The organism is Aphanizomenon sp. UHCC 0183, from assembly GCF_009712065.1.
GTDB classification, from domain to species: domain Bacteria; phylum Cyanobacteriota; class Cyanobacteriia; order Cyanobacteriales; family Nostocaceae; genus Dolichospermum; species Dolichospermum heterosporum.
The window spans coordinates 1-22,833 of sequence record NZ_VILC01000102.1; the positions used below are offsets into that span (position 1 = coordinate 1).

Sequence of the window (22,833 nt, forward strand, 5' to 3'; positions counted from 1 at the left end):
ATTCTTGAAACAGCCCTCCTTGCAAAGGGGGGAAACAAGAGAATCCAGTCCCCTCCCCTTAGCAAGGGGAGGGCTAGGGTGGGGTCAAATTCCGCAAAAAGTGGGATATTTGACCCCCCTTAATCCCCCCTTGCAAAGGGGGGAAACAAGAGAATCCGGTTCCCTCCCCTTAGCAAGGGGAGGGTTAGGGTGGGGTCAAATTCCGTAAAAAGTGGGATATTTGACCCCCCTTAGTCCCCCCTTGTGAAGGGGGGAAACAAGAGAATCCGGTCCCCTCCCCTTAGCAAGGGGAGGGTTAGGGTGGGGTCAAATTCCGTAATTGACAGACAGTTTGAGCAATACTTGTGATGACACCTGCCAAATTTTCATAAACCTGTTGATTTGTAAACCTCAAAAAGCGAGTTCCACTAGATTCAAGAAAAGATTGTCGTTCATAATCATAAACTTGCGCCCCATCTTGAAAATGACTATCCCCATCAATTTCGATCGCCAGTTTTAATTCTGGAGCATAAAAATCAATCACAAATCTATCAATGCTGTACTGTCTGCGGAATTTGCAACCTTCGATTTGTCGATTTCTCAGCTTTTCCCAAACCATCTTCTCCGCAGGTGGCATATTATTACGGAGCGATCTTCTTTTTTCTTTTTCTGAAGTTTTGTTATAAAGTTCTGTCATAAGATAAATATTTAAATTACCCCCCTTAATCCCCTTGCAAAGGGGGGAAACAAGAGAATTCCAGTCCCCTCCCCTTAGCAAGGGGAGGGTTAGGGTGGGGTTATTTCTTCTTATCAACAGGTGTTACCTTAATCGTCATCTTACCTTTAGAACTAAACTCAATCTCATCTGCTATGTACAAACTTTTCACAGCCACAGAACGGATTTGCAACAGTTCTTTTGGTTTTTTCACCGTTGCTAAATTCACCCTAGCTTGTCCTTTTTGGGAGTCAAACAACTCAAACGCTTCGAGGGGAATATCCGACCATACGCTTTGTGTAGCCTTAGGAACGCAAATTTAATAACCTGCAATTCTGATGTAACCTGGAATGGTGCGTTACGCTGTCGCTAACACACCCTACTTTTGCACCTTATTTAATTCACATTCCTTACTGTGATCTTCACCCCGGATCACTTGCTCACCTGTGCCAGTATAAACCAAAGATCCTTTATCTTTCTTGAAAACTATCTGCTTCACTTTGGTAACTGACAACAATTTAGACTCTTTACCACGAGAAAACTCAATTGTCTGCCCTTTAGGATCAAACCTCGATACCCTTGCAGTCATTGATTCGCCATTTTTGAGCTTAATATCCGCCATTGTCGGTAATGCTAAAGATATGGGCGGGTTTTTGACCGTTATAGTTACTTGTGTTGATGTTTGCCCTAATTGTATATTTGCTGTCACTGGTTTGATGCTTTCTGCTATCCCAGTTACAGCCACGACTCACATGAAGCTTAACGTTTTGGAAACAACTTTCATATATTTGCAGGCGGGTATTAACGCTGAATAGTGTAATTTTTTTCTATTGTAATCTTAGTATGGGATAAAATCACCAATAACAGCCCATATTCCTGCATTTTCTCACAAATAACCTATGTCACCAGAACCTCAAAATCCACCCAGTATCAACATCCTTGGTAATTTCGCTGGACTCATCGGAGTTTTAGGCATTTTTATTTACTTTATTGGTTGGGTTTATCGCTGGGCTTATTTTGGCTTTTTTGCCTTAGAACTTAATACTCTTAATTTACCTCATGAGTCTTTTTTAATAGTACCAATACAAATTATATTCGGTAACTTTTGGATATTTATTCGCGCTACCATAGCCATAACTTTAACCATAGCTTTTATAAAACTTACATTTTGGATAATTTCACCACATCCAAATATTCAAAACCAGCCAAATAGAACCCAAAGACTGCTTGAAAAAATTTATAATTTCCCATTACTTAAAATTTTACGTTCTTTGGCTCAACTTATCCCGCAATCCTTACGTCAAGAAATCATAGTTGTCATTTGGATTTTAGCTTCATTGTTTTGGTTGGGACGTTTCCAAGGTTTAGCTGATGCTTATCGAGATGCCGTTAATAATACTTCTACTAGACCAATAGTTACACTTGTAACTGCTAAAGATAAACTACCTTTGGGACGTAATTTAGATGATGTATTCATTAATCCTTCTTTAAAAGATTCTCATATTATTGGGGATATGGAACAGTTTAAAAATATTATTGGTAAAGAAACAAATGATTTAACAGATCCTCAAAAACCAATTATTTGGCGCTTATTAATTGAAAGTAATGGTTGGGTTTATCTATTCCCATCTATGCCTCCTGGATCACAATTTAATCAACGTCCTCCTGTATTGGCAATTAATAGAGGTGATGGTGGGGTACAATTGTTAATTATCAGCCGTCCTAATCTGCGTGAAAAAGGCAATTAATGTCATACCTGGAAATTTTTCTGTTCACCTAAGTAGGTGAGCGTTGAAAATTGTCGTTATGGCAAGGCAAAAGGCAAGAGGCAAGAGGCAAGAGTGAAGAGGGTTTGGGCGATTTTACATTTCTTTACACAGTTTGGTTTTATTGTGTTCACCTACTTAATTAAATTTTTCCAGTCTTTTAAAAATGTGTAGAATAATTACAGTTAAAACCGCGCCCATTAATCCTAATTGCCATAAACCACACCCAGCCGCAATTCCCAAAGCAGCGGATACCCAAATTGCAGCGGCAGAAGTCAAACCATGAACTTCTGGAGATTTTGATGTTTGGGAAGACTGACGCAAAATCTCCCCACCGCCCAAAAAGCCGACTCCAGCAGCAATACCTTGAACTACACGACTAAGAGAATCAGCACTAAGTTGTGTACCACCTGTTTGGATAGTGATAAGGGTAAACACGGCTGAACCCAAACTTACTAACATATGGGTTCTTAAACCAGCCGGCTTGTTTTTTAATTGTCGTTCTAAGCCAATTATAGCTCCAATAAACAAAGCGAAACACAGACGTAGCCCAGTGTTTAACCAATCATTGCTGGCAATATAGTAAGGGTTGATCAAGTTCTGTTGGTGGTAAGTAGTTTGATAGGGAAATTTATGAAATCAGTTATAAATTTGAGTGTAGTGTCCATACTAATTGATAATATAGTAACAAAAACTATGTAATAAATATTATTTAATAATTAAGTCAGAATAAATACTGGAAATAAGCTAATTTTACGAAGAGAAGGGAACAGAGAACAGAATGTGTCCTGTTCTCTAAAACAAAATTTGCTGAGTTTAAATATCAGTCAAAAGAAAAGATGTTTTGAAAAGATGTATAGACCGATAAAGCGGTGTCATTATCTCAATCTTATGTTTCTAAGCATGAGTTTTTACCTTTACCCGTTCCCTCTGAAATCTCATAAATTGTGTGGATAAACTCTATTGGCTTGACCAAATTAAACTACAAGACCGCCCGAAGGTTGGCGTTCAGGCGTTTTATTTAAGCAAAATTAAACAACAGGGCTATCCTGTTTTACCGGGTTTTGTGGTAGAAGCGGATGTTTTACGGCAATTCCTAGAAACTCTCAACAGTTCGGAGTCGTTAATTGCTGATTTACCCTATTCTTCCCTACATTTAGACGTACATAATTGGCGACAACTGCAACAGGTAGCCGGGCGCTTACGTCAGGAAATTATCTCAGCGACTGTGCCACCTCATTGGGTGAGGACAATTTTTCAAGCTGCGCGACAATGGCAAAGAAGCAGTTTAATTTTGCGTCCCAGTTTGGCAATATCAAATAACCAAGAAATAAAAAATGTATCTGGGTTATTAGAACCAGTATTTTGTCCTTGTGAAGAAGAGGAAATAGGTGTTGCTTTAAAACAGCTTTGGAGTCAGTTATTCCGGGCGAGAAGTTTACTATATTGGCACAGTGCGGGGATTAGGTTGCCTAGCATTAATTTAGGGGTGTTAGTGCAACCAGTTGACAATGCGATCGCTTCTGGTGTAATCAATACTAAATCATCGGCATGGGATATTGAAGCTACTTGGGGTTTAGGACTAGCAATTACCAACGGTGAAGTATTACCAGATGTTTACTACATAGAACCAAAAACTGGCGCAGTCGTAGAAAGACAATTGGGTAATAAAATGTTGGCGTACCGTCTTAATCATGGTAATGCTTTTACAGATGAACAACTGCAACCAACATTAGATACTGATTTTTTATTAGCTTATATTTTAGAAGAATCTCAACAACAAGAATATGCTTTGCCAGAAGAATTTTTGCAAGAATTAATTACTGTAGGCAATCAAATAGTCAGTGAATTAGGTGCAACTTTAACTATGAAATGGACAGTTGCCAAAGAATCTTTAGCCACAAAACTCTATATTACAGAAGTCACTGTTCCCCAATCTGTAAATAAGAGTGTGCAATTTATTCAAGGCGTTGGGGCAGCCAGAGGGAGAATTATTGCTAATGCCCATATTTTTAGTTCATCACAGAAAGCAATCCAAGTTCCTCAAGGCATAATTCTCATCGCCCCAATGATTACTCCTGATTGTTTGCCCTTACTACAAGGAGTTGCGGGGATTATTACAGAACAAGGGGGATTAACTAGTCATGGGGCGATTTTAGCCAGAGAGTTGGGTATTCCTGCGGTGGTGAGTGCCACTGGTGCAACAACTATTTTACAAGCAGGTGAAAAATTATTAATAGATGGTGATAAGGGAGAAGTATATCGGCTCACCGGAGATGAGGAAAATTTTCCTAGTGAGGAGATAAAAGGATTAATTAAAGAGGAAAAAATTGTCAGTTACCAGCCAATAAATTTACCAATAATTGCGACTAAGTTACTTGTAAATCTGAGTCAAGAACGATTAATTAAACAAGTAAAAAGTTTACCTGTGGATGGGGTGGGATTATTGCGTTCAGAATTAATGATGTTAAATATTCTGGAGAAAAAACATCCTCAAGAATGGTTGAAAGCCGGAAAAAAAGCGGAATTATTGGAGTTATTATCTAAGCAAATTATGCAGTTTGCCCGTGCTTTTTCACCCAGACCGATTTTTTATCGGTCTTTAGATTGGCTACCTTATGATTTGCAATCATTGAGTACAGATACCCCATTATCAAAGTCATCAACTATCAGCGATCGCGGTATTTTCAGCTATATACAAAATCCGGCGGTTTTTGAATTAGAATTACAAGCTTTAGCGATAGTTCAAGCATCTGGCTATAGAAATATTAATTTGCTATTACCTTTTGTCCGCAGTGTTGAAGAATTTGTATTTTGTCGTCACAAGGTTGAGCAAGCTGGGTTAATGCAAATATCCCAGTTTCAATTATGGATGATGGCAGAAGTTCCTAGTGTATTATTTCTATTACCTGAATATATTAAAGCTGGTGTGATGGGTATTTCCATTGGCACAAATGATTTAACACAATTATTGTTAGGAATAGATCGAGAACAGGGAAAACCAGGAATAGGCTCGAAATATCTTGATGAAAGTCATCCAGCACTGATGGGTGCAATATCTCAATTAATTAAGATGTCTCAAGCTGGGGGTATTTCCTGTTCTATCTGTGGTCAAGCTCCGGTACTTTATCCAGAAATGATTGATAAATTAATAGAATGGGGGATTAGTTCTATTTCTGTAGAACCGGAAGCAGTGGAAAGGACTTATCAAGCGATCGCTCGTGCTGAACAAAGATTAATTTTAGCAGCAGCACGGCGACAACTTAACGACTCAAAAAATTAATATCGGCAAATAGCCGCCACTTTGACTCCACTAGGCATTGCTTCTGGCTCTAGACTATATACTTTACCACCATTTAACATGGTGTGAATCACGGCAAAATCTAACATATCTTCATCCTCTGGTGCCGGTTCTGGATGTAACTCAACCGTAGCAGTTGGTAAATCAAATTTACCCCATATATATTCTTTCTCAGGCACAAATAAAGTATCAACTCTTTGATAATATGCAGCGGGAACAATTGTTTTGATATCATTGGCAATTTTGTTACTTTCTTCCCCAGCTAGTTGCAGATAAACAGCCATTAGATATTCATATTCTTGCTGAAATAAAGGGGCAACAATTTCCCAAGCTGCCTGATTTAATTCTTGGGTTTTGAGAAGTTCTACATTGCCAGTAATACCTGTTTCTACTAAATATTGATAAGTATTAGCCTGTCGGTAAATTGGTAATAAATACTCCACGCCTGCTAATATTAAAGGTGATTTTTTACCTCGTAATTTTTCATGTAATGCACTATCAACAGCATAACAAAATTGTAAAATGTCTTCTTCATGTTTCTCTCGATCTGGACTACCTTGTCCATGGACAGAACCAGGCTGTTGAGCGGCGGAAGTCGCACCTCTAGCTATACCAACTCTATGCTGTACACCTTTTTGAAATTCATCTTCTAAAAGAGTTTCTTCCAAATTACGAGGCATATTTTCTACTTCTACCTCATGGAGTTGGTAGCGCGTTCCTGAGTAAAACTGAACATTCTTTTGACTTAAAGCCAAAATGTAGAATTGTCCATCATTATTAATCAAATTTAGTAAGGGTTTAATGTGGAAATTTTTGCCCACAACCACTAATTTGGGAAAGGAAATAGGTAAACAATAGTAACGAAATAGATTTGGGGAAATAAAAATTACTAATCCCTGATTTTGAATTTCCCAAAAATCAGTATTGTCTAATTCCATTGCTGGCTTGAGCAAATTTATAGTTTCAGCATGGCGTAACCCTATGTCATCTAAGCGATTTTCAGCTTCTCGAATTAAATTTTTAAACCGAATTGGATTTTGTCGTGTTTCTCCGCCTAGTTTTTCCATAGGTAGATACAGAGAAACGCATGGATACTCAGGATTTTGGACTAAATTTTTGAGTTCATCAAGAGAAAATATAGTCATAGATTTCATCCCCGTCGAGGATAATTACAGAATCTAGATTCCATTCAACTCTTGATGTGGAAATTCTGCATCTTGCTTTTGACAAGAAATTAACTGCTTTCTATTCCTTTTTATAGATATAATATAAGTAAGTAGGTGAACACAATAAAACCAAACTGTGTAAAGAAATGTAAAATCGCCCAAACCCTCTTCACTCTTGCCTCTTGCCTCTGGTTACTGAGCGAAGTCGAAGTATTGCCTCAAGCCTAGTGCCATAACGACAATTTTCAACGCTCACCTACTTAATTGGACAAAAATATTTACAGTCATTGCGAGGGAAGGGAAGCAATCATAACCCTTGGAATTGCTTCATTTCACTTCGTTCCATATGGCTAACGCCACGCAACGCTTACGCAATGACATTGTGTAATTAATTCTGTCTCACTACTTATAGCAATTCGTAAGTAGGTGAACACAATAAAACCAAACTGTGTAAAGAAATGTAAAATCGCCCAAACCCTTTTCACTCTTGCCTCTTGCCTCTTGCCTTTTGCCTTGCCATAACGACAATTTTCAACACTCACCTACTTATTTGATTTGTGATAGCGTAGCGTGCCGTAGGTATACATTGCAAGAGTCAGATCCCCGACTTCTCTAAGAAGTCGGGGATCTGATATTCAAGTGGGTTATAAATGGGTGTAGAAAGAATTATTGCTGTTTGAGAATACTGGGAATTGTGGCTAGGATGCGTGTGGCAATCTCTTCTGGTGTTTCGGTCGCGCTAATAGTAATATGTAAGTCAGCTTGGGAATACATTGGCTGACGTTGTTCCAAAAGCGATCGCAATTTACTTTCCATATCAGCATCTTGTAAAAGTGGTCTAGTATCGTCTGCCGCCAATCGCTGTAAGATTATTTGTATTGGTGCATCTAACCAAATTATCAAACCATGATGGAGGTAACTCCAATTCTGTTGCTGCATGACAACACCCCCACCGGTAGCTACAACCAATTTAGTATAGGCACAAACTTGAGCTAAGACATCACCCTCCAACTTACGAAACTCTGGTTCACCATTTTCGGTAAATATTTCGTTGATAGATTTACCCGCGGCTTTGACTATCACCTCGTCTGTATCTACAAATCTATAACCAATTTCCTCTGCTAGTAACTTTCCTACTGTTGTTTTACCAACACCCATCATGCCAATTAAGTAGAGGTTAACTCCTTTTAAGATATCAATCACCAGTATTTTTCTCCTGTAAAATTAAAATTACTATTTATGATTTAAGCTTAGATTAGCGTTTTTGTGGTTTATTTTCTTCATCATCCTCAAAATCATCATCTTCAAAAAAATCCCAGTCATCATCATCCGTTACCTGATTTTTCCCTGATTCTTGATAAGGAGGAATAATTACCCGATAATCAGCATCATAAACTGATTCAGTTTTACCTACAGCAGTATTTTTCGGGGATTGAGAACTATAGGAATAAACAGAACTGGCGCGGGAATTAGAAGTTTGTGGACTTGTAGAAGTTGCTTGTGCTGATTCTGAAGTTTCGCTATCATCCCAATCATCTTGATTCCGATTTGTGTCCCAATCATCAAATTCATCATCAGCTTGAGTAACGGTCGGTGACGGACTTTTAGGAGGAGGCGTATTTTCTCTGACACGGGGTGAAGTCGGAATTGATTTAGGGATAGGTTGTTGTGCTTGTAAATTTAAATCAGTGGTAAATTTTAATAATTTAGTAATTATTAAAGATGTAAAAATACCAGCAGTTATGCTCAATAAAATCCACAATGCTAATGGTAATGCTTGAGTTCGCATTCCCAAAAACATTAATGGAAGTGAGGGCGACAAATTTTGAACTAATATTATTATTAGTCCCAGCATTGCCGTCACCAAGATAATTAAGCGAATTACAGCCATAACGAATTCAGGCTCTTGAGTACATAATATGCAAAATCTGAACAAAGAAATCTCATAAAGCTTGCTGTGTAGAAGAAATAAGCCATATTTTTGAATATTATGGCAAAATTTTTTCTCTTTGCCCTGTTCCCAGTTAAGAGTTCCCAGTTAAGAGTTCCCTAAGTAGTGAGACAGAATTAATTACACAATGTCATTGCGTTAGCGCAGCGTGGCGTTAGCCATATGGAACGAAGTGAAATGAAGCAATTCCAAGGGTTGTGATTGCTTCCCTTCGCTCGCAATGACTGTAAATATTTTTGTCCAATTACTTATTACCGACTGGTAACTTAGCATAACAAGTACCGAAGAGCCATTTTTGATTGCTATCAATGACCTTGCCAGCGCTGAATTGGTATACAGTCAATATCTAGTTGATCTAGGGCGCGAGCAACTACAAAATCAACTAAATCCTCAATGGTTTGAGGGTTGTGATACCAAGCAGGAATAGCAGGTACTATTCTCACGCCAGTTTCCGCTAAGGTCGTTAAGTTCCGCAGGTGAATTAAGCTAAAAGGAGTTTCTCTGGGGACAATTACCAGTTTACGTCCTTCTTTAATTTGGACATCTGCGGCTCGTTCTAGTAAATCAGAACTGAGTCCCCCAGCCAGTTTGGCAACTGTACTCATACTACAAGGCATAATGACCATCCCCAAAGTTCTGAAAGAACCGCTGGCAATACCAGCACCAACATCACTCCAAGGATGACACCGAAGTTTCCCCTGTTCGGGAACTCCGGCTTGTTGTCGCCAAAATTGCTCTTGTTTATCTGGTTCTGCTGGCATTCGGATTTCCTGTTCTGCTTGCCAAACTATGTAAGTTGATTTAGAGGCTACCAGTTCAATCTGATATTCTGCTGCCAAGAGAAATTTGAGGGCGCGAACAGCGTAAATCAGACCGGATGCACCTGTTACGCCCAGGATTAAAGGTTTTGTGTTATTGGTCATTAGTCATTGGTCAGTGGTCATTAGTCAGTGGTCAGTGATCAGTATTTACAGCGATTTCCAATCATATAAGGTACATCTTAGCCCCCTCATCGCTTGCGGGGAGGGGGTTGGGGGTGGGGTTCTTGTTCCGGGTTTGATGACAATTTGCTGTAAGAGCAATGGACAACTGACAACTGACAAAGAACAACTGACTATTCCTCATCATAGGGTTCTTGATCAAAAGGGTCGGTTTTATTGGGTGAATAAATGTCTCCTGTATCGTCATTTTCATTGTTAGCATTTGCGCCCATACTTTTTGGTAAACCATCAGCGCCAACGGTGACAAGATCAATTTGTTGACGGTAGTAATCAACACTTTTGACTTGTACCATACAGCTATCACCTAATCGGTAGGAAGCTCGATTTTTCCGCCCAAATAAAGCCTGTTGTCTGGCTCGATATTCATACCAATCGTCTTTGAGGGAACTGACGTGAACCAGTCCTTCTACCCGTAAGGTATTAGCGAGATTGTTTTCTGTGGGCGATTCTACTGGGACTTCAATTTCGACAAAGAAGCCGTAGGATTGAACTCCGGTAATTACGCCGGGAAAGACTTCGCCAATGCGTTGTTTCATTAAGGAAGCTTTTTGGAGTCCGGCTAAATCGGCTTCAGCTTCTTGGACTTCTTTTTCCCGGTCATTAATTTGCACAATGACTCTGGCTAAGTCACTTTGGATTTCTTGGTGGAGTTCTGGGGGGAGAACGTTCCAATTAATTTCTTCGTGACAATTGGAATGGCGCAGGTTAATCCGATCTTTGACGCGGGTATTCCGGCGATCGCGCCCATGTTCTATTAAGTGATGATACACCCGTTGTAAGAAGATGTCTGGATAACGACGTAAGGGGGCGGTGATGTGGACATATTGGGATAAAGCCAGTCCAAAATGAGAACCTTTGGTGGTGCTGTAGACGGAAGGCTTGAGGGTATCTTGTAATAAATAGGTGAGAACTTGTTCCGAGGGGGAATCGGCAAAAGCACCGGTCAAGTGTTGATAATCTAGGGGTTGGATTTCCAATTCTGGATCTAGTCCCAATTCCACACCTAAATTAACAGCTAGTTTGAGCATTTCCTGAACATCTTCGGGATCAGGTGTGCCTTGAACTCGCCATAAACTAGGAATCCCCAAGGCGCTGAGGTGATCAGCCATGAGTTGATTCACTAATATTACCAACTCTGTAATGAGCGATCGCCCTGGTAAGTCATTCAGTACCACAGATCCCATTGATCCCTCATCATAATAGGGGTTATGACTAGGTGGGAGATTCAACTGTAAACTACCGCGCTGTAACCGTATCTGTTTAATAGCAGTAGCTAAAGTCTGCAAATCTGGTAATTTCTCTTGGACTGCGGCTGCCACTTTGGTGCTTTCACCGGCGAGGATGCTTTCTGTCTCCCCTTGACTGACAGCTACATCTACATTAATCACACTCGGTTGAATTTCCCATTCCTCCACTTCTCCCGATTGAGGGTTAATGGTGATGATCAAGGAAAGAGCCAAGCGATCGCTCCCAGGGACTAAAGAACACCGTTCTGTCACCGCTGCTGGTAACATCGGCAATAATAACTCTCCTAGATACACTGACTTACCACGCTTGAGTGCTTCCCTGTCCAAAGCTTCATCCGCTTGAATATAGTGGGAAACATCCGTAATGTGAAAAATTAATCGCCAATTGTCAGCACTAATTTTTTCGACACTAAAGGCATTTTCTACCACCGACTTATCACCGTTGGTACTCTTAATAGTGAAGGTAAAAACATCACGTAAATCCAGACGATTTTTCAGGTCTGCTTTCAGGAGTCTCTTGGGTAACTTCGCCGCCGCATCGAGGATCGAATCGGGAAAAGTTCGGGATAAATCATGTTTACAAGTGACCAAATCTATATCCGCTGCCGCTTCAGCATCACTACCCAGAATTTGTACCACTCGACCCAAGGGAGGGTATTGTGCCAACGGATAGCGGAGAATTTCTACGTGAGCTAAATGGTCAATAGCCTCTTCCAACTTCATACTGTTGAGTTGTAGTTTCAGTTCAAACAGCAATCTGTCATCCAAAGGAACAGCCCGAAACCCTTCCTCCACCTGCTTAATTCTGGCGAGTAAAGTATGATTAGACCGCTCCATAATCAACTTCACCTCACCTTCAGGCGATCGCCGGCGACTACCTTCCTTGAGGACTCTAACCAAAACGCGATCGCCATTCCAGGCATTACTCAAATGACTTTCGCGGATGTAAATATCCTCTGAGCCTTCGCTATCTTGAATCGCAAAACAAAAGCCCTTACTAGAACAACGTAGTTTCGCCTCAATCAATCCCTCTTCCGTAACGCGGCGATATTTCCCCCGTTCCTTCACCAAAAGCCCAATTTTTTCCAACACATCCAAAGTAATTTGGAGTTTTTCTAGACTTTCTTCATCCTCACAACCCAGTTTCTTTTCTAGGACTTTACGAGCCACCAATTTATCATCTGTGAAATTGGCAAGAAGTGTAGCGATTGAAAATTCCATGCAGTGAACCGACCTTTGGTCAAAACATCATTTGTTGTCGAATCTGGCTCTTTACTGTATCCCCTCACGGTCTACAGACACTTGCTGCTGTACGAATTTTGCCCTTGGGTAGTGTTTCGTAGAAAAGGCAAGTCCGCTCATAGCGCAGCGTGGCATTAGCCATAGTCATTGTCAGAGGAAGCCCCTGCGTTGACCGGAAATTTTAGATTTTAGATTTTAGATTTTAGATTTTAGATTAAAAAAATTTAGTATGGGTTTCCGTCTTTCAGGACGGAAAAATATTCGCTGCGCTGCGTACGCTTCGCTAACGTAAATCCCAAATCCAAAGTTTTCGAGCTTCTACACTTGTTTGGTGGAGTCAATCCAAAATCGTTCGACTGAGCGAAGTCGAAGTCCAAAATCGTCAATCCAAAATCGAGTGACTTCTCACTGCACGACAATCTCAGAGTTTGCTTGCGTGACCCTTGACCTGATCTAAACAATCTTCACCATGCACTCCTGATACTCAATAATTAAACACTAAGTAATTAGATCATGGATGAGTGAGAGACTTGGTTTGAAGAACTCTCTATACCACCCACAAACTACAAACTGGTTTAACCATAGGTGTTTGATGGTTTAGATATAAGGTAATCTCACGCCATTAGCATCTGATAACATAGCGTGGTGTTAGCCATGTCTTCACTGGCAGAAACCGCTGAAAAATCCAATTCTCGCTTATGTAGGATTGGTAACAATCAGGTAAGCAGTAAAACACAGGCAACGAGGGCAAATCTTATCTTTATCATTGTAGATTTAGAGCGCACTTCTTTAAAAATACTTCTAGATATCTAATTGGGTAATTAGTATAGCATTTTAAAGATAGACAACAATTTGTGTTGAACAACTGCTAGTATCAGAACATATTTAAAATTGTGAGTGCTTAGTTCTCAGTAAGACTTTATATTGAAATATAGGGTTTTGTCTAGGGGATTGGTAATTGGTATGCTAAACACGGTTGAGACATGGACTTTTACAAAATTACGAAAAACCTAGATTTGTAGGGGTAAAGCAAGAGCTTCATTGGTGTCAACTTAAGCTCAAATCCCTACCACATCTCGTTCCTAGTCTCTGACTAGGAATGCAGTTGATGAGGCTCTGCCTCTAATATCATTGAAGGCAGAGCCTTCTAGAATTCATTCCCAGTCAGAGACTGGGAACGAGACGACTTGAGTTCTTTGCGGGATAGATGTTTTACGTTAAGTTGACACCAATAAGCTTTTGCTTTACCCCTACCCACAGAATCAAATTATTAAGCCGTGTTGAGTATAATTGGTAATTGGTAATGGAGAAAAATTCTTGACTCATTCCCTGTTCCCTGTTCCCTGTTCCCTGTTCCCTAATTAAGAACTGACGTTATTAGGAAAATTTAGATAAAAATGGTTGAAAGCATTATGTTGGCACAATTCCAGAACTTGTACCCCAACGGCAGTATTATCTCAGAACTAATAGAAATTTTTCAAGGGAAATATATCGTCCGTGTCAGTATACAACTCGAAGGCATCACCAAGGCAACGGGTATGGCAGGAGCAGAAACAGTAGAAGCAGCAGAAGACCAAGCTAGAGATAGAGCATTCACAGTTCTAGGCATCAAAAACCTCCCAGTAGAAGCCACAAAATCAGCTTCACCATCAGTAACTCCACCACCAATCAAACCTGCTCTACAGGAATCGCCACCCCTTCCTCCAGTCAGCAACATCAACACAGCAATATATACACCACCCTTTCTAGAAGAGCAAATTGATACTCAAGTTACAAAACCAGAAATATTCCCACATCAAGAACCAGAATCTCCACCCTTAGCAGAAGTCCCTCCGAGTAATGTTACACCGTTCACCCCTCGGAGTTACACACCTTATGAAGATACTGGTGTCCAGTCAGCCGTTGGTAAAAACAAAAGACGCAATGAACCAGTCAACTTATCTGATGTTATTGCCCAAACAGACGTAGAAATCGAGCGATTAGGCTGGACACCAGAACAAGGAAAAGATTATCTAGTCAAAACCTACAGCAAACGAGGACGTTCTCTCCTGAGTGAAGAAGAACTACGAAATTTTCTCACTTACCTCAAATCCCAACCAGACCCCATTGCGGGATTTTAGCATCAGGAGTCAGGAGTATGGCTAACGCCACGCTTCGCTATCAGGAGTTCAGGAGGTAGGGGCGCAGGGCCTGCGCCCATTCAGGAGTATGGCTAACGCCACGCTTCGCTATCAGGAGTTCAGGAGTCAGAAGAAAGAAGAAAGAAGAAAGAAGAAAGAAGAATTTTCTCAATGACAACTGACAACTGACAACTGACCAATGACTAAACTAAAGCTACAGGACGACTACCAGCAGCATGACGGTCAATTACTTGGTCAATCAAGCCATAGTCCCTAGCTTCAGCAGGAGACATGAAGAAATCACGTTCTGTATCTTCAGAAATTCGCTCAAAAGGTTGCCCAGTATGTTCAGCAAGATATTCATTCAGCCGCTGCTTGTGATACAAAATTTCGCGGGCTTGAATTGCTATATCAGTCGCCTGTCCTTGTGCGCCACCGAGAGGTTGGTGAATCATAATCCGTGAATGGGGTAAACTCATCCGCTTACCCTTTGTACCCGCGCTAAGGAGAAAAGCTCCCATACTTGCGGCTAATCCAGTACAAATTGTACAGACATCGGGGCGGATATGCTTCATTGTATCAAAAATACCCATGCCCGCTGTTACTGAACCACCAGGAGAATTAATGTACATATATATGTCCTTCTCCGCATCCTCAGAATCTAAAAACAACAGTTGGGCAACAATCAAGTTGGCCAGATTGCTATCAACCTGTTCTCCCAAAAAAATAATCCGCTCACGCAACAGCCGTGAATAGATATCAAAGGCACGTTCGCCTCGACCTGATTGTTCAATAACGATAGGAATCATTTAGCGTGTTTTTAGCTATTTTTCATTTATTCTATCGGTGACAAAGGCTAATTGTGTTGAAATTGCCAATTAACATTCAAAGAAACTGGGTAAAGAGAACAGATAGGATTTTTTATGAAGAAATATATCTTACGCAAATATCAGTATTTATACGGTTTCCAGTAATTGAGTACCTGGAGTATTGGAATTGTCTATTTCCGTAAATTTAAAAATAAATTTGTAGTTACAAGACACTTTTTTGAAAGATAACCGTCTTAGTTGTTAGGTACATATAAAGAGAGATCTAGATCACATTCTTTAATAGATTTCTGCGATATTCTCAAGTTATATGCACCGAATTCGATAAACCAATAACGCAAAGTGTATTGAGAATAACAATTTCCTATGGAGTCCCATCCATATAAATAAAAAGAGGGTTATTATGCTAGAAAAACTTATACAAGCAGCCTTTATTACATTTTTATTGCAACTTATCGCCGTATTGAGTAATACTACTCCAATACGTCCCAAGGTAGTCTCACCTATTTCAGAAATGTCAGTGCCTATAATTAGTTCGACTTCTCATATTTCGGAGTAAAATGCAAGATATAGGAAACAGAGAACAGGGTCAAATTCTTCCCTGTTCCCTGATTATCAGTCTTTTATTTTTAATTCCTGCTGGCGGTACTAGTCATAACTTTATTTTTGCTGTTTTTGCTAGATTGATTATTTCCACCTGTGATGCTGAGGAAATATAGTCCACCAATACTGGTAAGAAATACTAAATATCCTACAGCTTGAACAATATATATTTTGTCCCTATAACCAAATAATGATTTGAGAATGATACCGGGGAACTGTTCATCAGATAAGATTTTTTCGGTATTCCAAACTATTGGACCTAAGATGCAAGAATGAATTCTGGTAAAGTGTTCATAATAGAAACAAAGATTTTCTGAAGAACGACTACTCAGGGACAGATTGGCTATAGCTTCATCAAAGTGTTGTAACCCGGAGACTACTAAGCCAGAAACAATTAATATTAATAAAACGCCCATGATTTGGAAAAATTGGCGGATATTAATTTTCACACCCCATTTAAATAATAGAACCCCAATAGCTGCTGCTGTTGCTAAACCACCCAGTGCGCCTAAAGTTGGTAATAAACCTTGTTGAAAATTGGCTGCAACAAATAAAACAGTTTCAAATCCCTCGCGGACAATAGCGACTAAAATTAAACTAAAAACTCCCCAAGCAGCATTTGAGTTTTTGCCTAATGCGTCTGTGACTGCTCCCTCAACTTGTGCTTTCATAAATCTGGCTTGTTTTGTCATCCAGATAAGCATCCAACTGAGCATAACTATAGCTAAAACACTAAATATACCTTCTAATGTTGGCTCAACAACGGAGGTATATTGAGGATTAATAGATCCTAAGAATTTAATGATCCCCGTAAATAAAATACCGATTAAGCCACTAACTATAATACCAACAATAACACCAGCATAAACCCAAGGGTTCAATCGAGATTGTTTGGCTTTTTTTAATAATGCGAGGACAATACCCACAACTAGAGCGGCTTCCACACCTTCTCTGAGGGTAATTACAAAAGTAGGTAGAGCGGTACTAAAATTCATTTTATTAGTCAGTTGTTAGTTGTCAGTTGTCAGTTGTCAGTTGTTAGTTGTCAGTTGTTAGTTGTCAGTTGTCAGTTGTCAGTTGTCAGTTGTCAGTTGTTAGAGGATGTTTTAAAAGTGGTATTCCGTAATTTTCATCACATTGCTACCCCCCCTAGTCCCCCCTTGTAAAGGGGGGAAACAATAAAAATCCAGTTCCCTCCCCTTTACAAGGGGAGGGTTAGGGAGGGGTAAAAAATATTTGATACATCAACCATAACTTTTCAAACACCCTCTTAGTTGTTAGTTGTAGATTTTGCTTCTCGTGATTTATAACGTCTAACGTCTAACGTCTAACGTCTAAGGTCTAACTTCTGACTCCTGACTCCTGACTCCTGCTTTATTAGCTGAAATCGCGTAACATTTTCTTGAGTTCGAGATTGTGCATCTCTTCTTGTCCGATCATACCACGAGTAAATTCTTCTAAATAGATACTGGCATTATTGACGGTTTCTAGAAGAGTTTTGTACATATCCAAAGCTTTCTTTTCATGGGATAAACTTTCTTGTAATATGTCCTTAACATTATGCTTGAAAGTTTCTTCCATTGGAGCAATTCTCAACGTAGGATGCCCTTCTAAGCCTGTGAGAATTTCTCCTACTTGTTGAGCATGAAGTAAAGATTCTGCCGCTTGTGCTTTGAAGAATGCCACAATGGGGATACGATTAGGACCTGTCACCATTAAGGAATAATGGGTGTAACGAACTACCCCTGCTAGTTCAAATTCCATGATGGAGTTGAGAATATCAATGGTCTTTTGGTGGTCGAGTTCTTGCATTAGTTGTTAAGTTGAGCAAAGTTACATGAGGAGAGGTTTTAGATACCAATTATTAGTGAGCAGTTATACTTTTTTCAGGTTTTAAAACCCCAAACTGGTTTCACTTTTGGTTTTTAACTATTTTCTCTCTTATTCACCATTTTAAACGTCTTATTCTGGACTTCCAATGGTGTGAAAATACTAATTTTGTGCTTTAGTGCTGGTTTTTGTTCGCACTTTTTGGGTATTTTCCTCGATGATTTTTACTAGCTTGGTAACATCTTCTGGAGTGCTGACTGCTTGGACTGGAGGGATAGCAGTAGGCCAAACTTTCACCAATTCCATAAAAGCTGTATCTATGGCTTTGTGCGACTCAGGATGTTCTTGAGTCATTTGGCTAGAAATACCTTTATATAGTTCTTGAGAGTAGACTATAAAGCCACGAGAATCTTGATACTCAATGGGGGCGGTAATTTTGCCGTTGGCAATTGCTGCGCCATATTCTGAGTTAGCAGCATCTAGTAAACCGTTGATAACTTGGAGAACAAATTCGGGTTTCCTACGTTCTTCGGTTGGTAAAGCGGCGATCGCACTATCCACAGCTTGCACGGAAGTGGTAAAGTTAGTTTTGATTTTGGCATCCTTGGGATTAGATTTAACTAAGTCGGTTAAACTTACCAAGTTACTTTTAAATTCTTTCACTTTGCGTTCTTCCAGTTGTTCTTCAACATCAATATAAATTTCCTCAACTGGATGTCCAATATGGGGTTGAGCCTGTTTAGGTTGATTTTGATCTAGTAATTCTTTGGCTACTAAAAGATGCCCTTTCATTAATCCCAATTTGGTCATGTAGTCAATATCTTTCGCTTCACCTGTGAGGACAACTTCCTCAACTGTCACCATGTCTTTTATTTGATCAAACTGGGGTTGAGTAATAACTTTTTTACTAACTAAATCTGTTGGGCTTCCGTAGGGACGGTTTGCTTGAATCTTATTTGATAAAGCCGGAATTCCTAATGTAGCTTCTAATTTATCTAACTGCGATAAAATTGCATTATTGATATTAATTTTAGCTTTATTACCATGACCACCATGAGCGCTTATTTCTGCAACCGGAACTGTGCTTTGTGTTTGCATTTCTGCTTTTGGTATGTCGCTGGTACAAGAAGTCAAGGAAATCATGGCACAAGCAGCGATAGACAAGAATAAATAACGGAATTTGATCATTTTTGCTCCTGGTAAACTGTTAATGTTTGTAATTTAAGGATTTAGTAGTAGATAAATTGGCAAATATTTCGTTTTAGATGTAATTATGATTTATCATAAATGCAAATATTTATCAACTATTATTCTAAAAGACAAGTATAAATTAAGTAATCTTTCTGAGTTTTATCAGGATTTATTGACGGATTTTTGGGAATCTTTTTCCGCGATTACTTCAAACTGTCCCATACATCCGCTTTCAGCGATCGCATCTTGATGAGGATGAAACATATACTTACCTGGATAGGGAAACGCAAACTCTAAAATATGCCTTTCAGCGACACCCATTGTTAAAACATCGGTTTTCTCGCTGGGGGTCATTGTCATACCGGAACGATAAACATCAAAGAAGTTAGCGTGCAGATGAAACGTCACAGCAGGATCAAATTCAATAATATTTAAAACATAGACCCGGATTAACTGATTTTGGTAAATCTGAATGGGATGATGCATATAATGATGTGGCACACCATTAAAAGCATAATATTCATTTTTGTTATCATCATTTATATCATACCCAGACATAATTAAAACAATTTCATCCGCTGGTGGCCGAGGCTTAGGAGGATCAATAATAAACATTCCATATAATCCCTTGGCAATGTGACGAGTAACTGGGGCAACGTGACAGTGATATAAATGAACGCCATAGGGTTCGGCATCAAATTCATATATGGTCGCTCTACCATTACTTACAGGTCTTATTCCATCCATTTCAGCAGGATGAACTCCATGAAAATGCAAAGAATGGGAATGTCCAGCATTATTGAGAAAAAGTATTCTTATTCTTTCTCCTTCTTTAGCCCGGAGTGTCGGTCCTGGAATCCGCCCGTTTAAGTCCCAAATGTTGTAGGAGACAGCACTATTAAGCTGAATTGTGGAAGTACCAGCAGTTAGCTGAAATTCGCGGACTGTGCGCCCATTTTCCTGCTTAATTGTCCCATAATCAAAATCTCGTAATACCTGCATAGGGTTAGTAGCACCATTAGATGCTGCCATTTCCATCGGTGGTACTCTGACACTGGGATGATTTTTGGTATTCAACATCTGCCAAATTGCCGCTGCACTTAGGACTCCAGCACCGGATAATCCTATTTGCAACAGTTGGCGACGACTCCAAATTTTATCTTTACTGAAAGTAAAGTTGTCAGACATGAGACTAATAGGGATATGGGTATGTGAGGAATTGCGAATAATTTGCAATTAGCTTTAGGTATAATATAAAAATTAGGAATTATTGTCAATAACTTGGAAAAATAATTTTCAGGACTATTCCTGATATATTGGTTTATTTACCATTGGCTAAAGAAGAAATGGTGCTTGCAGCCTAGTAAATGGAATAAAGTGCTAGGATTTTGAGAATAGCTGCTGGTGTTAACAATATCTTTTTGTGACTAAGTAGCAAAATACACTGTAATTTGATAAATTAACCCAACTATTTATGGGAGTTGACAAATGACCACTTTTTCTCGGACTTTAGTATTACAAAAAACTGCGGGTATTACCCTTTCTAAACCAGTACAGGTAAGCCTTTACATGATGTTATCTTCTTTAGTGATTTGGACTGTGTTTTTCTCTACCTATCCACCAGCGCATAACACAGCACACTCAGCGCGTCACCATGCTTTAGGTGTAGCCTGTCATTAAGTTTTATAAGTATTGGGCGATTAGAAATCGCGTCTACACAAACAAAGTCCACACTTCGACAAGTGTTATAGTGAGCTTGTCGAACTGCTCAGTGACCACCTGCGTGGACTAAGGAAAAATTAAGGGTTTTAAACTCATAAAGATGGGTTTAGTCTGTGTAGCTGCGATTTACAATCGCCCAGATAAATAATAAATTAGACTCAAATTCATTCGCTAAATCTAAAATATTCGTTTGCAGTTAAATTCTAATTTCCTATGAGAAAATATCGTCTGTTTGCTGTTATTAGTGCTGCTTGTATTTGTTTATCAATTTTATATTCTTTGGTGGGAGTTTCTCAAACGTCCCAATCTCAAGTTTTACTTTCGACAAATCCACCTTTAGAAAAAATTCTGCCTTTTGAAGCTGGTACAGATAGGAAACAATCTCCGGTGACTTTCAAATTACAAGCTGTTGATGCTGGCGGAAAACTGTTAACAAATGCCTTAATTAAATTACAGATTTCTACACCTCCCCGCAATCCTTTATTAACTACAGATTTTCCGATTGTTGAGGGAACTAAGTTATTGGAACTGGAGGCGGCTGCACCTAATGGTAAATTAGAATTTGAGCAAATGTTACCAATTCGGGGTAATTATCAAATTCAAGTTAATGTTTCTCCTTTGGTTGCAAATGCTTTTGCGAGTTATCAGCAAACTTTGAATTTGAATGTGAGAGAAAATCCTGTTAAATATAAATTCTTTGCGGTGATTGCAGCGATTTTATTATCATTAGGATTGTTAGGAGGTTGGGTAATTGGTGGACAAGAGGAAATCAAAGAGGGGGAAATTGCCCCGCAGTCTGTCCGGTTGTTGTTAAGTGCATTAACTGTAGTGGCAATTGTGACGCTATTATTTATTAATATCACGGCGGAAGTTGCGGAGGCTCATGGTGATGCACATTCTCCCAAAAATGAGAAGATTGCCCCATCAATTAGCCAATCTCAGGGCATGGAAGTGAGGATTACAGGGAATAAACTGGCGACTGTGGGGAGATTGGCAAATTTAGCGGTTGAGGTCAAGGATAGCACGACAGGGGCAGCTATTAAGGATGTCGGATTGCGAGTAAAAGCGATCGCATTGGAAGATAATTTAACGGTGTTTGCTTATCAAGGATTTCCTAATTCAGAAGGTAAGTTAATATGGCAGGAACAATTTTTTGATGGCGCACCTCATAAGGTGGAAGTTGAAGCTATTTCTTTACCTGAATCTTCACGTCAATTTCCAGCGGTGAAGGTAGCGCAATCTATGGAAGTTGAGGGAATTGCACCACCAATGTATATTCGGTTGATTGGGTTATTTTACTTTACGGCTATTGTGGGTATGGGAATGGCAATTGGGTTGTTAATTCAGCATAGAAAAGAATTGCCAGTTAGGGGAAATTAAGTAGATATAAAAGAGTTAAATTAATAGTTAAATTTAACTATAGCGGTTATCTGTTGAGTGACATACAAGAACCCCACCCCCAACCCCCTCCCCGCAAGCGAGGAGGGGGCTTATGACTGTAAATCCTTAAATCCTGGATATTATCTCGACTTACTTCGATAACCACCTGATTTAGACAAGAGGTAGCATCTGGGAAACTACAATTTCTAAATCAGGAAAATCTAAAGGAGATATGTTTTGATGTTCTGTGATAATTTCTTGATTTTGATAACCTTCTGTTGTGGGATTTCTAAATACAATTAATTCGCGTTTCACTACATCTAATACCCAATAATCTTTAATTCCTGCTTGAGAATAAGCTTTAGCTTTGATTTCTGTATCTAGTTTTAAACTACTATCTGCAACTTCGATAATTAAATAAATTTCTGTTGGCGTAGGATGATGATCTGCATAGTCTAGCGGATCTATTTTCACTACAGCAATATCTGGTTCTGGTTCAGATCGTTCACTTAATTTTACAGGGTCTTGAATAGCTATGCAAGCTTTATGACCAATTCTATTTTCCAACAACTTATATGTTCTACCCACTGCTGAACGGTGGGCTGTTCCTTTAGCAATCATCCAAATTATTTTCCCCTCTAATAATTCTACCCGTTCACTTGGTTCAAATATTCCTGCTTCAGCCATTCTGTGGTATTCATCAACAGTCCACAGCCGTAATTGTAAGGGTGATTCTGTGGTTTGCATAGTTAATTGAGGTGAATATTTATCGAACAGAATTCAGGAGTCACC

The 22,833-nt window shown here is 39.4% G+C and carries 20 protein-coding genes; 5 read left to right on the forward strand and 15 right to left on the reverse strand.

Annotated elements, in window-relative coordinates; genetic code table 11:
* Positions 1-295: 295 nt before the first annotated feature.
* The 3 genes from FJR37_RS22510 to FJR37_RS22520 all read right to left on the reverse strand — a co-directional run bounded on the left by FJR37_RS22510 (position 296) and on the right by FJR37_RS22520 (position 1,439).
* Entirely contained in the window at positions 296-676 is a 381-nt protein-coding gene (locus tag FJR37_RS22510) for an endonuclease domain-containing protein (RefSeq protein WP_168467174.1), read from the reverse strand.
* 100 nt (positions 677-776) lie between these two features.
* Positions 777-953: a hypothetical protein gene (locus FJR37_RS22515; RefSeq protein WP_168467175.1), complete on the reverse strand. Its 177-nt coding sequence runs from the start codon at positions 951-953 to the stop codon at positions 777-779.
* Between the two features lie 120 nt (positions 954-1,073).
* The gene (locus FJR37_RS22520; RefSeq protein WP_168467176.1) at positions 1,074-1,439 is read right to left on the reverse strand and encodes a hypothetical protein; all 366 of its coding nucleotides are present in this window, start codon (positions 1,437-1,439) and stop codon (positions 1,074-1,076) included.
* A 154-nt stretch (positions 1,440-1,593) separates the two neighbouring features.
* On the opposite strand from FJR37_RS22520, the gene FJR37_RS22525 reads away from it, so the two are divergent.
* A complete protein-coding gene (locus FJR37_RS22525; RefSeq protein WP_168467177.1) occupies positions 1,594-2,442 on the forward strand; it encodes a hypothetical protein in 849 nt (282 codons plus the stop codon).
* Positions 2,443-2,598: 156 nt separating this feature from the next.
* Here FJR37_RS22525 and FJR37_RS22530 read toward each other — a convergent pair whose 3' ends face one another.
* Positions 2,599-3,057: an MgtC/SapB family protein gene (locus FJR37_RS22530; RefSeq protein WP_039201231.1), complete on the reverse strand. Its 459-nt coding sequence runs from the start codon at positions 3,055-3,057 to the stop codon at positions 2,599-2,601.
* Positions 3,058-3,409: 352 nt separating this feature from the next.
* On the opposite strand from FJR37_RS22530, the gene FJR37_RS22535 reads away from it, so the two are divergent.
* On the forward strand, positions 3,410-5,743 hold the full coding sequence (locus FJR37_RS22535; RefSeq protein WP_039201232.1) for a putative PEP-binding protein: 2,334 nt from the start codon (positions 3,410-3,412) through the stop codon (positions 5,741-5,743).
* Here the strand turns inward: FJR37_RS22535 and FJR37_RS22540 are convergent.
* From FJR37_RS22540 to FJR37_RS22560, 5 genes are all read right to left on the reverse strand, one after another.
* Positions 5,740-6,906, reverse strand: a complete 1,167-nt coding sequence (locus FJR37_RS22540) for a hypothetical protein (RefSeq protein WP_039201252.1) — start codon at positions 6,904-6,906, stop codon at positions 5,740-5,742. The two genes, FJR37_RS22535 and FJR37_RS22540, sit on opposite strands and share 4 nt — an antisense overlap.
* 687 nt (positions 6,907-7,593) lie before the next feature.
* Positions 7,594-8,130 carry a shikimate kinase gene (locus FJR37_RS22545; RefSeq protein ID WP_039201233.1) on the reverse strand — a complete coding sequence of 179 codons (537 nt, stop codon included), beginning with the start codon at positions 8,128-8,130 and terminating at the stop codon, positions 7,594-7,596.
* A 52-nt stretch (positions 8,131-8,182) separates the two neighbouring features.
* Positions 8,183-8,818: a hypothetical protein gene (locus tag FJR37_RS22550; protein WP_039201235.1), complete on the reverse strand. Its 636-nt coding sequence runs from the start codon at positions 8,816-8,818 to the stop codon at positions 8,183-8,185.
* A 365-nt stretch (positions 8,819-9,183) separates the two neighbouring features.
* Positions 9,184-9,801: a flavin prenyltransferase UbiX gene (locus FJR37_RS22555; RefSeq protein WP_039201237.1), complete on the reverse strand. Its 618-nt coding sequence runs from the start codon at positions 9,799-9,801 to the stop codon at positions 9,184-9,186.
* A gap of 191 nt (positions 9,802-9,992) precedes the next feature.
* A complete protein-coding gene (locus FJR37_RS22560; RefSeq protein ID WP_168467178.1) occupies positions 9,993-12,347 on the reverse strand; it encodes a ribonuclease R family protein in 2,355 nt (784 codons plus the stop codon).
* Positions 12,348-13,780: 1,433 nt separating this feature from the next.
* Here FJR37_RS22560 and FJR37_RS22565 point away from each other — a divergent pair.
* Complete coding sequence (locus FJR37_RS22565) at positions 13,781-14,488, forward strand: hypothetical protein (RefSeq protein WP_039201253.1); 708 nt, start codon at positions 13,781-13,783, stop codon at positions 14,486-14,488.
* Between the two features lie 203 nt (positions 14,489-14,691).
* Here the strand turns inward: FJR37_RS22565 and clpP are convergent, their stop codons facing one another.
* The 5 genes from clpP to FJR37_RS22590 form a co-directional block, all read right to left on the reverse strand.
* Positions 14,692-15,297 carry an ATP-dependent Clp endopeptidase proteolytic subunit ClpP gene (gene clpP, locus FJR37_RS22570; RefSeq protein ID WP_027403550.1) on the reverse strand — a complete coding sequence of 202 codons (606 nt, stop codon included), beginning with the start codon at positions 15,295-15,297 and terminating at the stop codon, positions 14,692-14,694.
* 647 nt (positions 15,298-15,944) lie between these two features.
* Positions 15,945-16,913, reverse strand: a complete 969-nt coding sequence (locus tag FJR37_RS22575) for an FTR1 family protein (protein WP_039201238.1) — start codon at positions 16,911-16,913, stop codon at positions 15,945-15,947.
* A 382-nt stretch (positions 16,914-17,295) separates the two neighbouring features.
* A complete protein-coding gene (locus FJR37_RS22580; protein WP_027403547.1) occupies positions 17,296-17,730 on the reverse strand; it encodes a bacterioferritin in 435 nt (144 codons plus the stop codon).
* Between the two features lie 180 nt (positions 17,731-17,910).
* Positions 17,911-18,936, reverse strand: a complete 1,026-nt coding sequence (locus FJR37_RS22585) for a helix-hairpin-helix domain-containing protein (protein ID WP_168467179.1) — start codon at positions 18,934-18,936, stop codon at positions 17,911-17,913.
* Positions 18,937-19,101: 165 nt separating this feature from the next.
* Positions 19,102-20,127, reverse strand: a complete 1,026-nt coding sequence (locus FJR37_RS22590) for a multicopper oxidase domain-containing protein (protein ID WP_168467180.1) — start codon at positions 20,125-20,127, stop codon at positions 19,102-19,104.
* A gap of 300 nt (positions 20,128-20,427) precedes the next feature.
* Between FJR37_RS22590 and FJR37_RS22595 the strand changes: the two genes are divergently transcribed.
* A complete protein-coding gene (locus tag FJR37_RS22595) occupies positions 20,428-20,619 on the forward strand; it encodes a CbtB-domain containing protein (protein WP_072033599.1) in 192 nt (63 codons plus the stop codon).
* A gap of 255 nt (positions 20,620-20,874) precedes the next feature.
* Positions 20,875-22,041 carry a hypothetical protein gene (locus FJR37_RS22600; protein WP_168467181.1) on the forward strand — a complete coding sequence of 389 codons (1,167 nt, stop codon included), beginning with the start codon at positions 20,875-20,877 and terminating at the stop codon, positions 22,039-22,041.
* Positions 22,042-22,212: 171 nt separating this feature from the next.
* Here FJR37_RS22600 and FJR37_RS22605 read toward each other — a convergent pair whose 3' ends face one another.
* Positions 22,213-22,788: a Uma2 family endonuclease gene (locus tag FJR37_RS22605; RefSeq protein ID WP_168467182.1), complete on the reverse strand. Its 576-nt coding sequence runs from the start codon at positions 22,786-22,788 to the stop codon at positions 22,213-22,215.
* Between the last annotated feature and the right edge of the window lie 45 nt (positions 22,789-22,833).

What these genes read in the sequence shown, in the direction of transcription:
- FJR37_RS22510 (WP_168467174.1), bottom strand. Translation starts at nt 676, where the DNA reads ATGACAGAACTTTATAACAAAACTTCAGAAAAAGAAAAAAGAAGATCG.
- FJR37_RS22525 (WP_168467177.1), top strand. Translation starts at nt 1,594, where the DNA reads ATGTCACCAGAACCTCAAAATCCACCCAGTATCAACATCCTTGGTAAT.
- FJR37_RS22540 (WP_039201252.1), bottom strand. Translation starts at nt 6,906, where the DNA reads ATGACTATATTTTCTCTTGATGAACTCAAAAATTTAGTCCAAAATCCT.
- FJR37_RS22550 (WP_039201235.1), bottom strand. Translation starts at nt 8,818, where the DNA reads ATGGCTGTAATTCGCTTAATTATCTTGGTGACGGCAATGCTGGGACTA.
- FJR37_RS22555 (WP_039201237.1), bottom strand. Translation starts at nt 9,801, where the DNA reads ATGACCAATAACACAAAACCTTTAATCCTGGGCGTAACAGGTGCATCC.
- FJR37_RS22560 (WP_168467178.1), bottom strand. Translation starts at nt 12,347, where the DNA reads ATGGAATTTTCAATCGCTACACTTCTTGCCAATTTCACAGATGATAAA.
- FJR37_RS22565 (WP_039201253.1), top strand. Translation starts at nt 13,781, where the DNA reads ATGTTGGCACAATTCCAGAACTTGTACCCCAACGGCAGTATTATCTCA.
- clpP (WP_027403550.1), bottom strand. Translation starts at nt 15,297, where the DNA reads ATGATTCCTATCGTTATTGAACAATCAGGTCGAGGCGAACGTGCCTTT.
- FJR37_RS22575 (WP_039201238.1), bottom strand. Translation starts at nt 16,913, where the DNA reads ATGAATTTTAGTACCGCTCTACCTACTTTTGTAATTACCCTCAGAGAA.
- FJR37_RS22580 (WP_027403547.1), bottom strand. Translation starts at nt 17,730, where the DNA reads ATGCAAGAACTCGACCACCAAAAGACCATTGATATTCTCAACTCCATC.
- FJR37_RS22585 (WP_168467179.1), bottom strand. Translation starts at nt 18,936, where the DNA reads ATGATCAAATTCCGTTATTTATTCTTGTCTATCGCTGCTTGTGCCATG.
- FJR37_RS22590 (WP_168467180.1), bottom strand. Translation starts at nt 20,127, where the DNA reads ATGTCTGACAACTTTACTTTCAGTAAAGATAAAATTTGGAGTCGTCGC.
- FJR37_RS22595 (WP_072033599.1), top strand. Translation starts at nt 20,428, where the DNA reads ATGACCACTTTTTCTCGGACTTTAGTATTACAAAAAACTGCGGGTATT.
- FJR37_RS22600 (WP_168467181.1), top strand. Translation starts at nt 20,875, where the DNA reads ATGAGAAAATATCGTCTGTTTGCTGTTATTAGTGCTGCTTGTATTTGT.
- FJR37_RS22605 (WP_168467182.1), bottom strand. Translation starts at nt 22,788, where the DNA reads ATGCAAACCACAGAATCACCCTTACAATTACGGCTGTGGACTGTTGAT.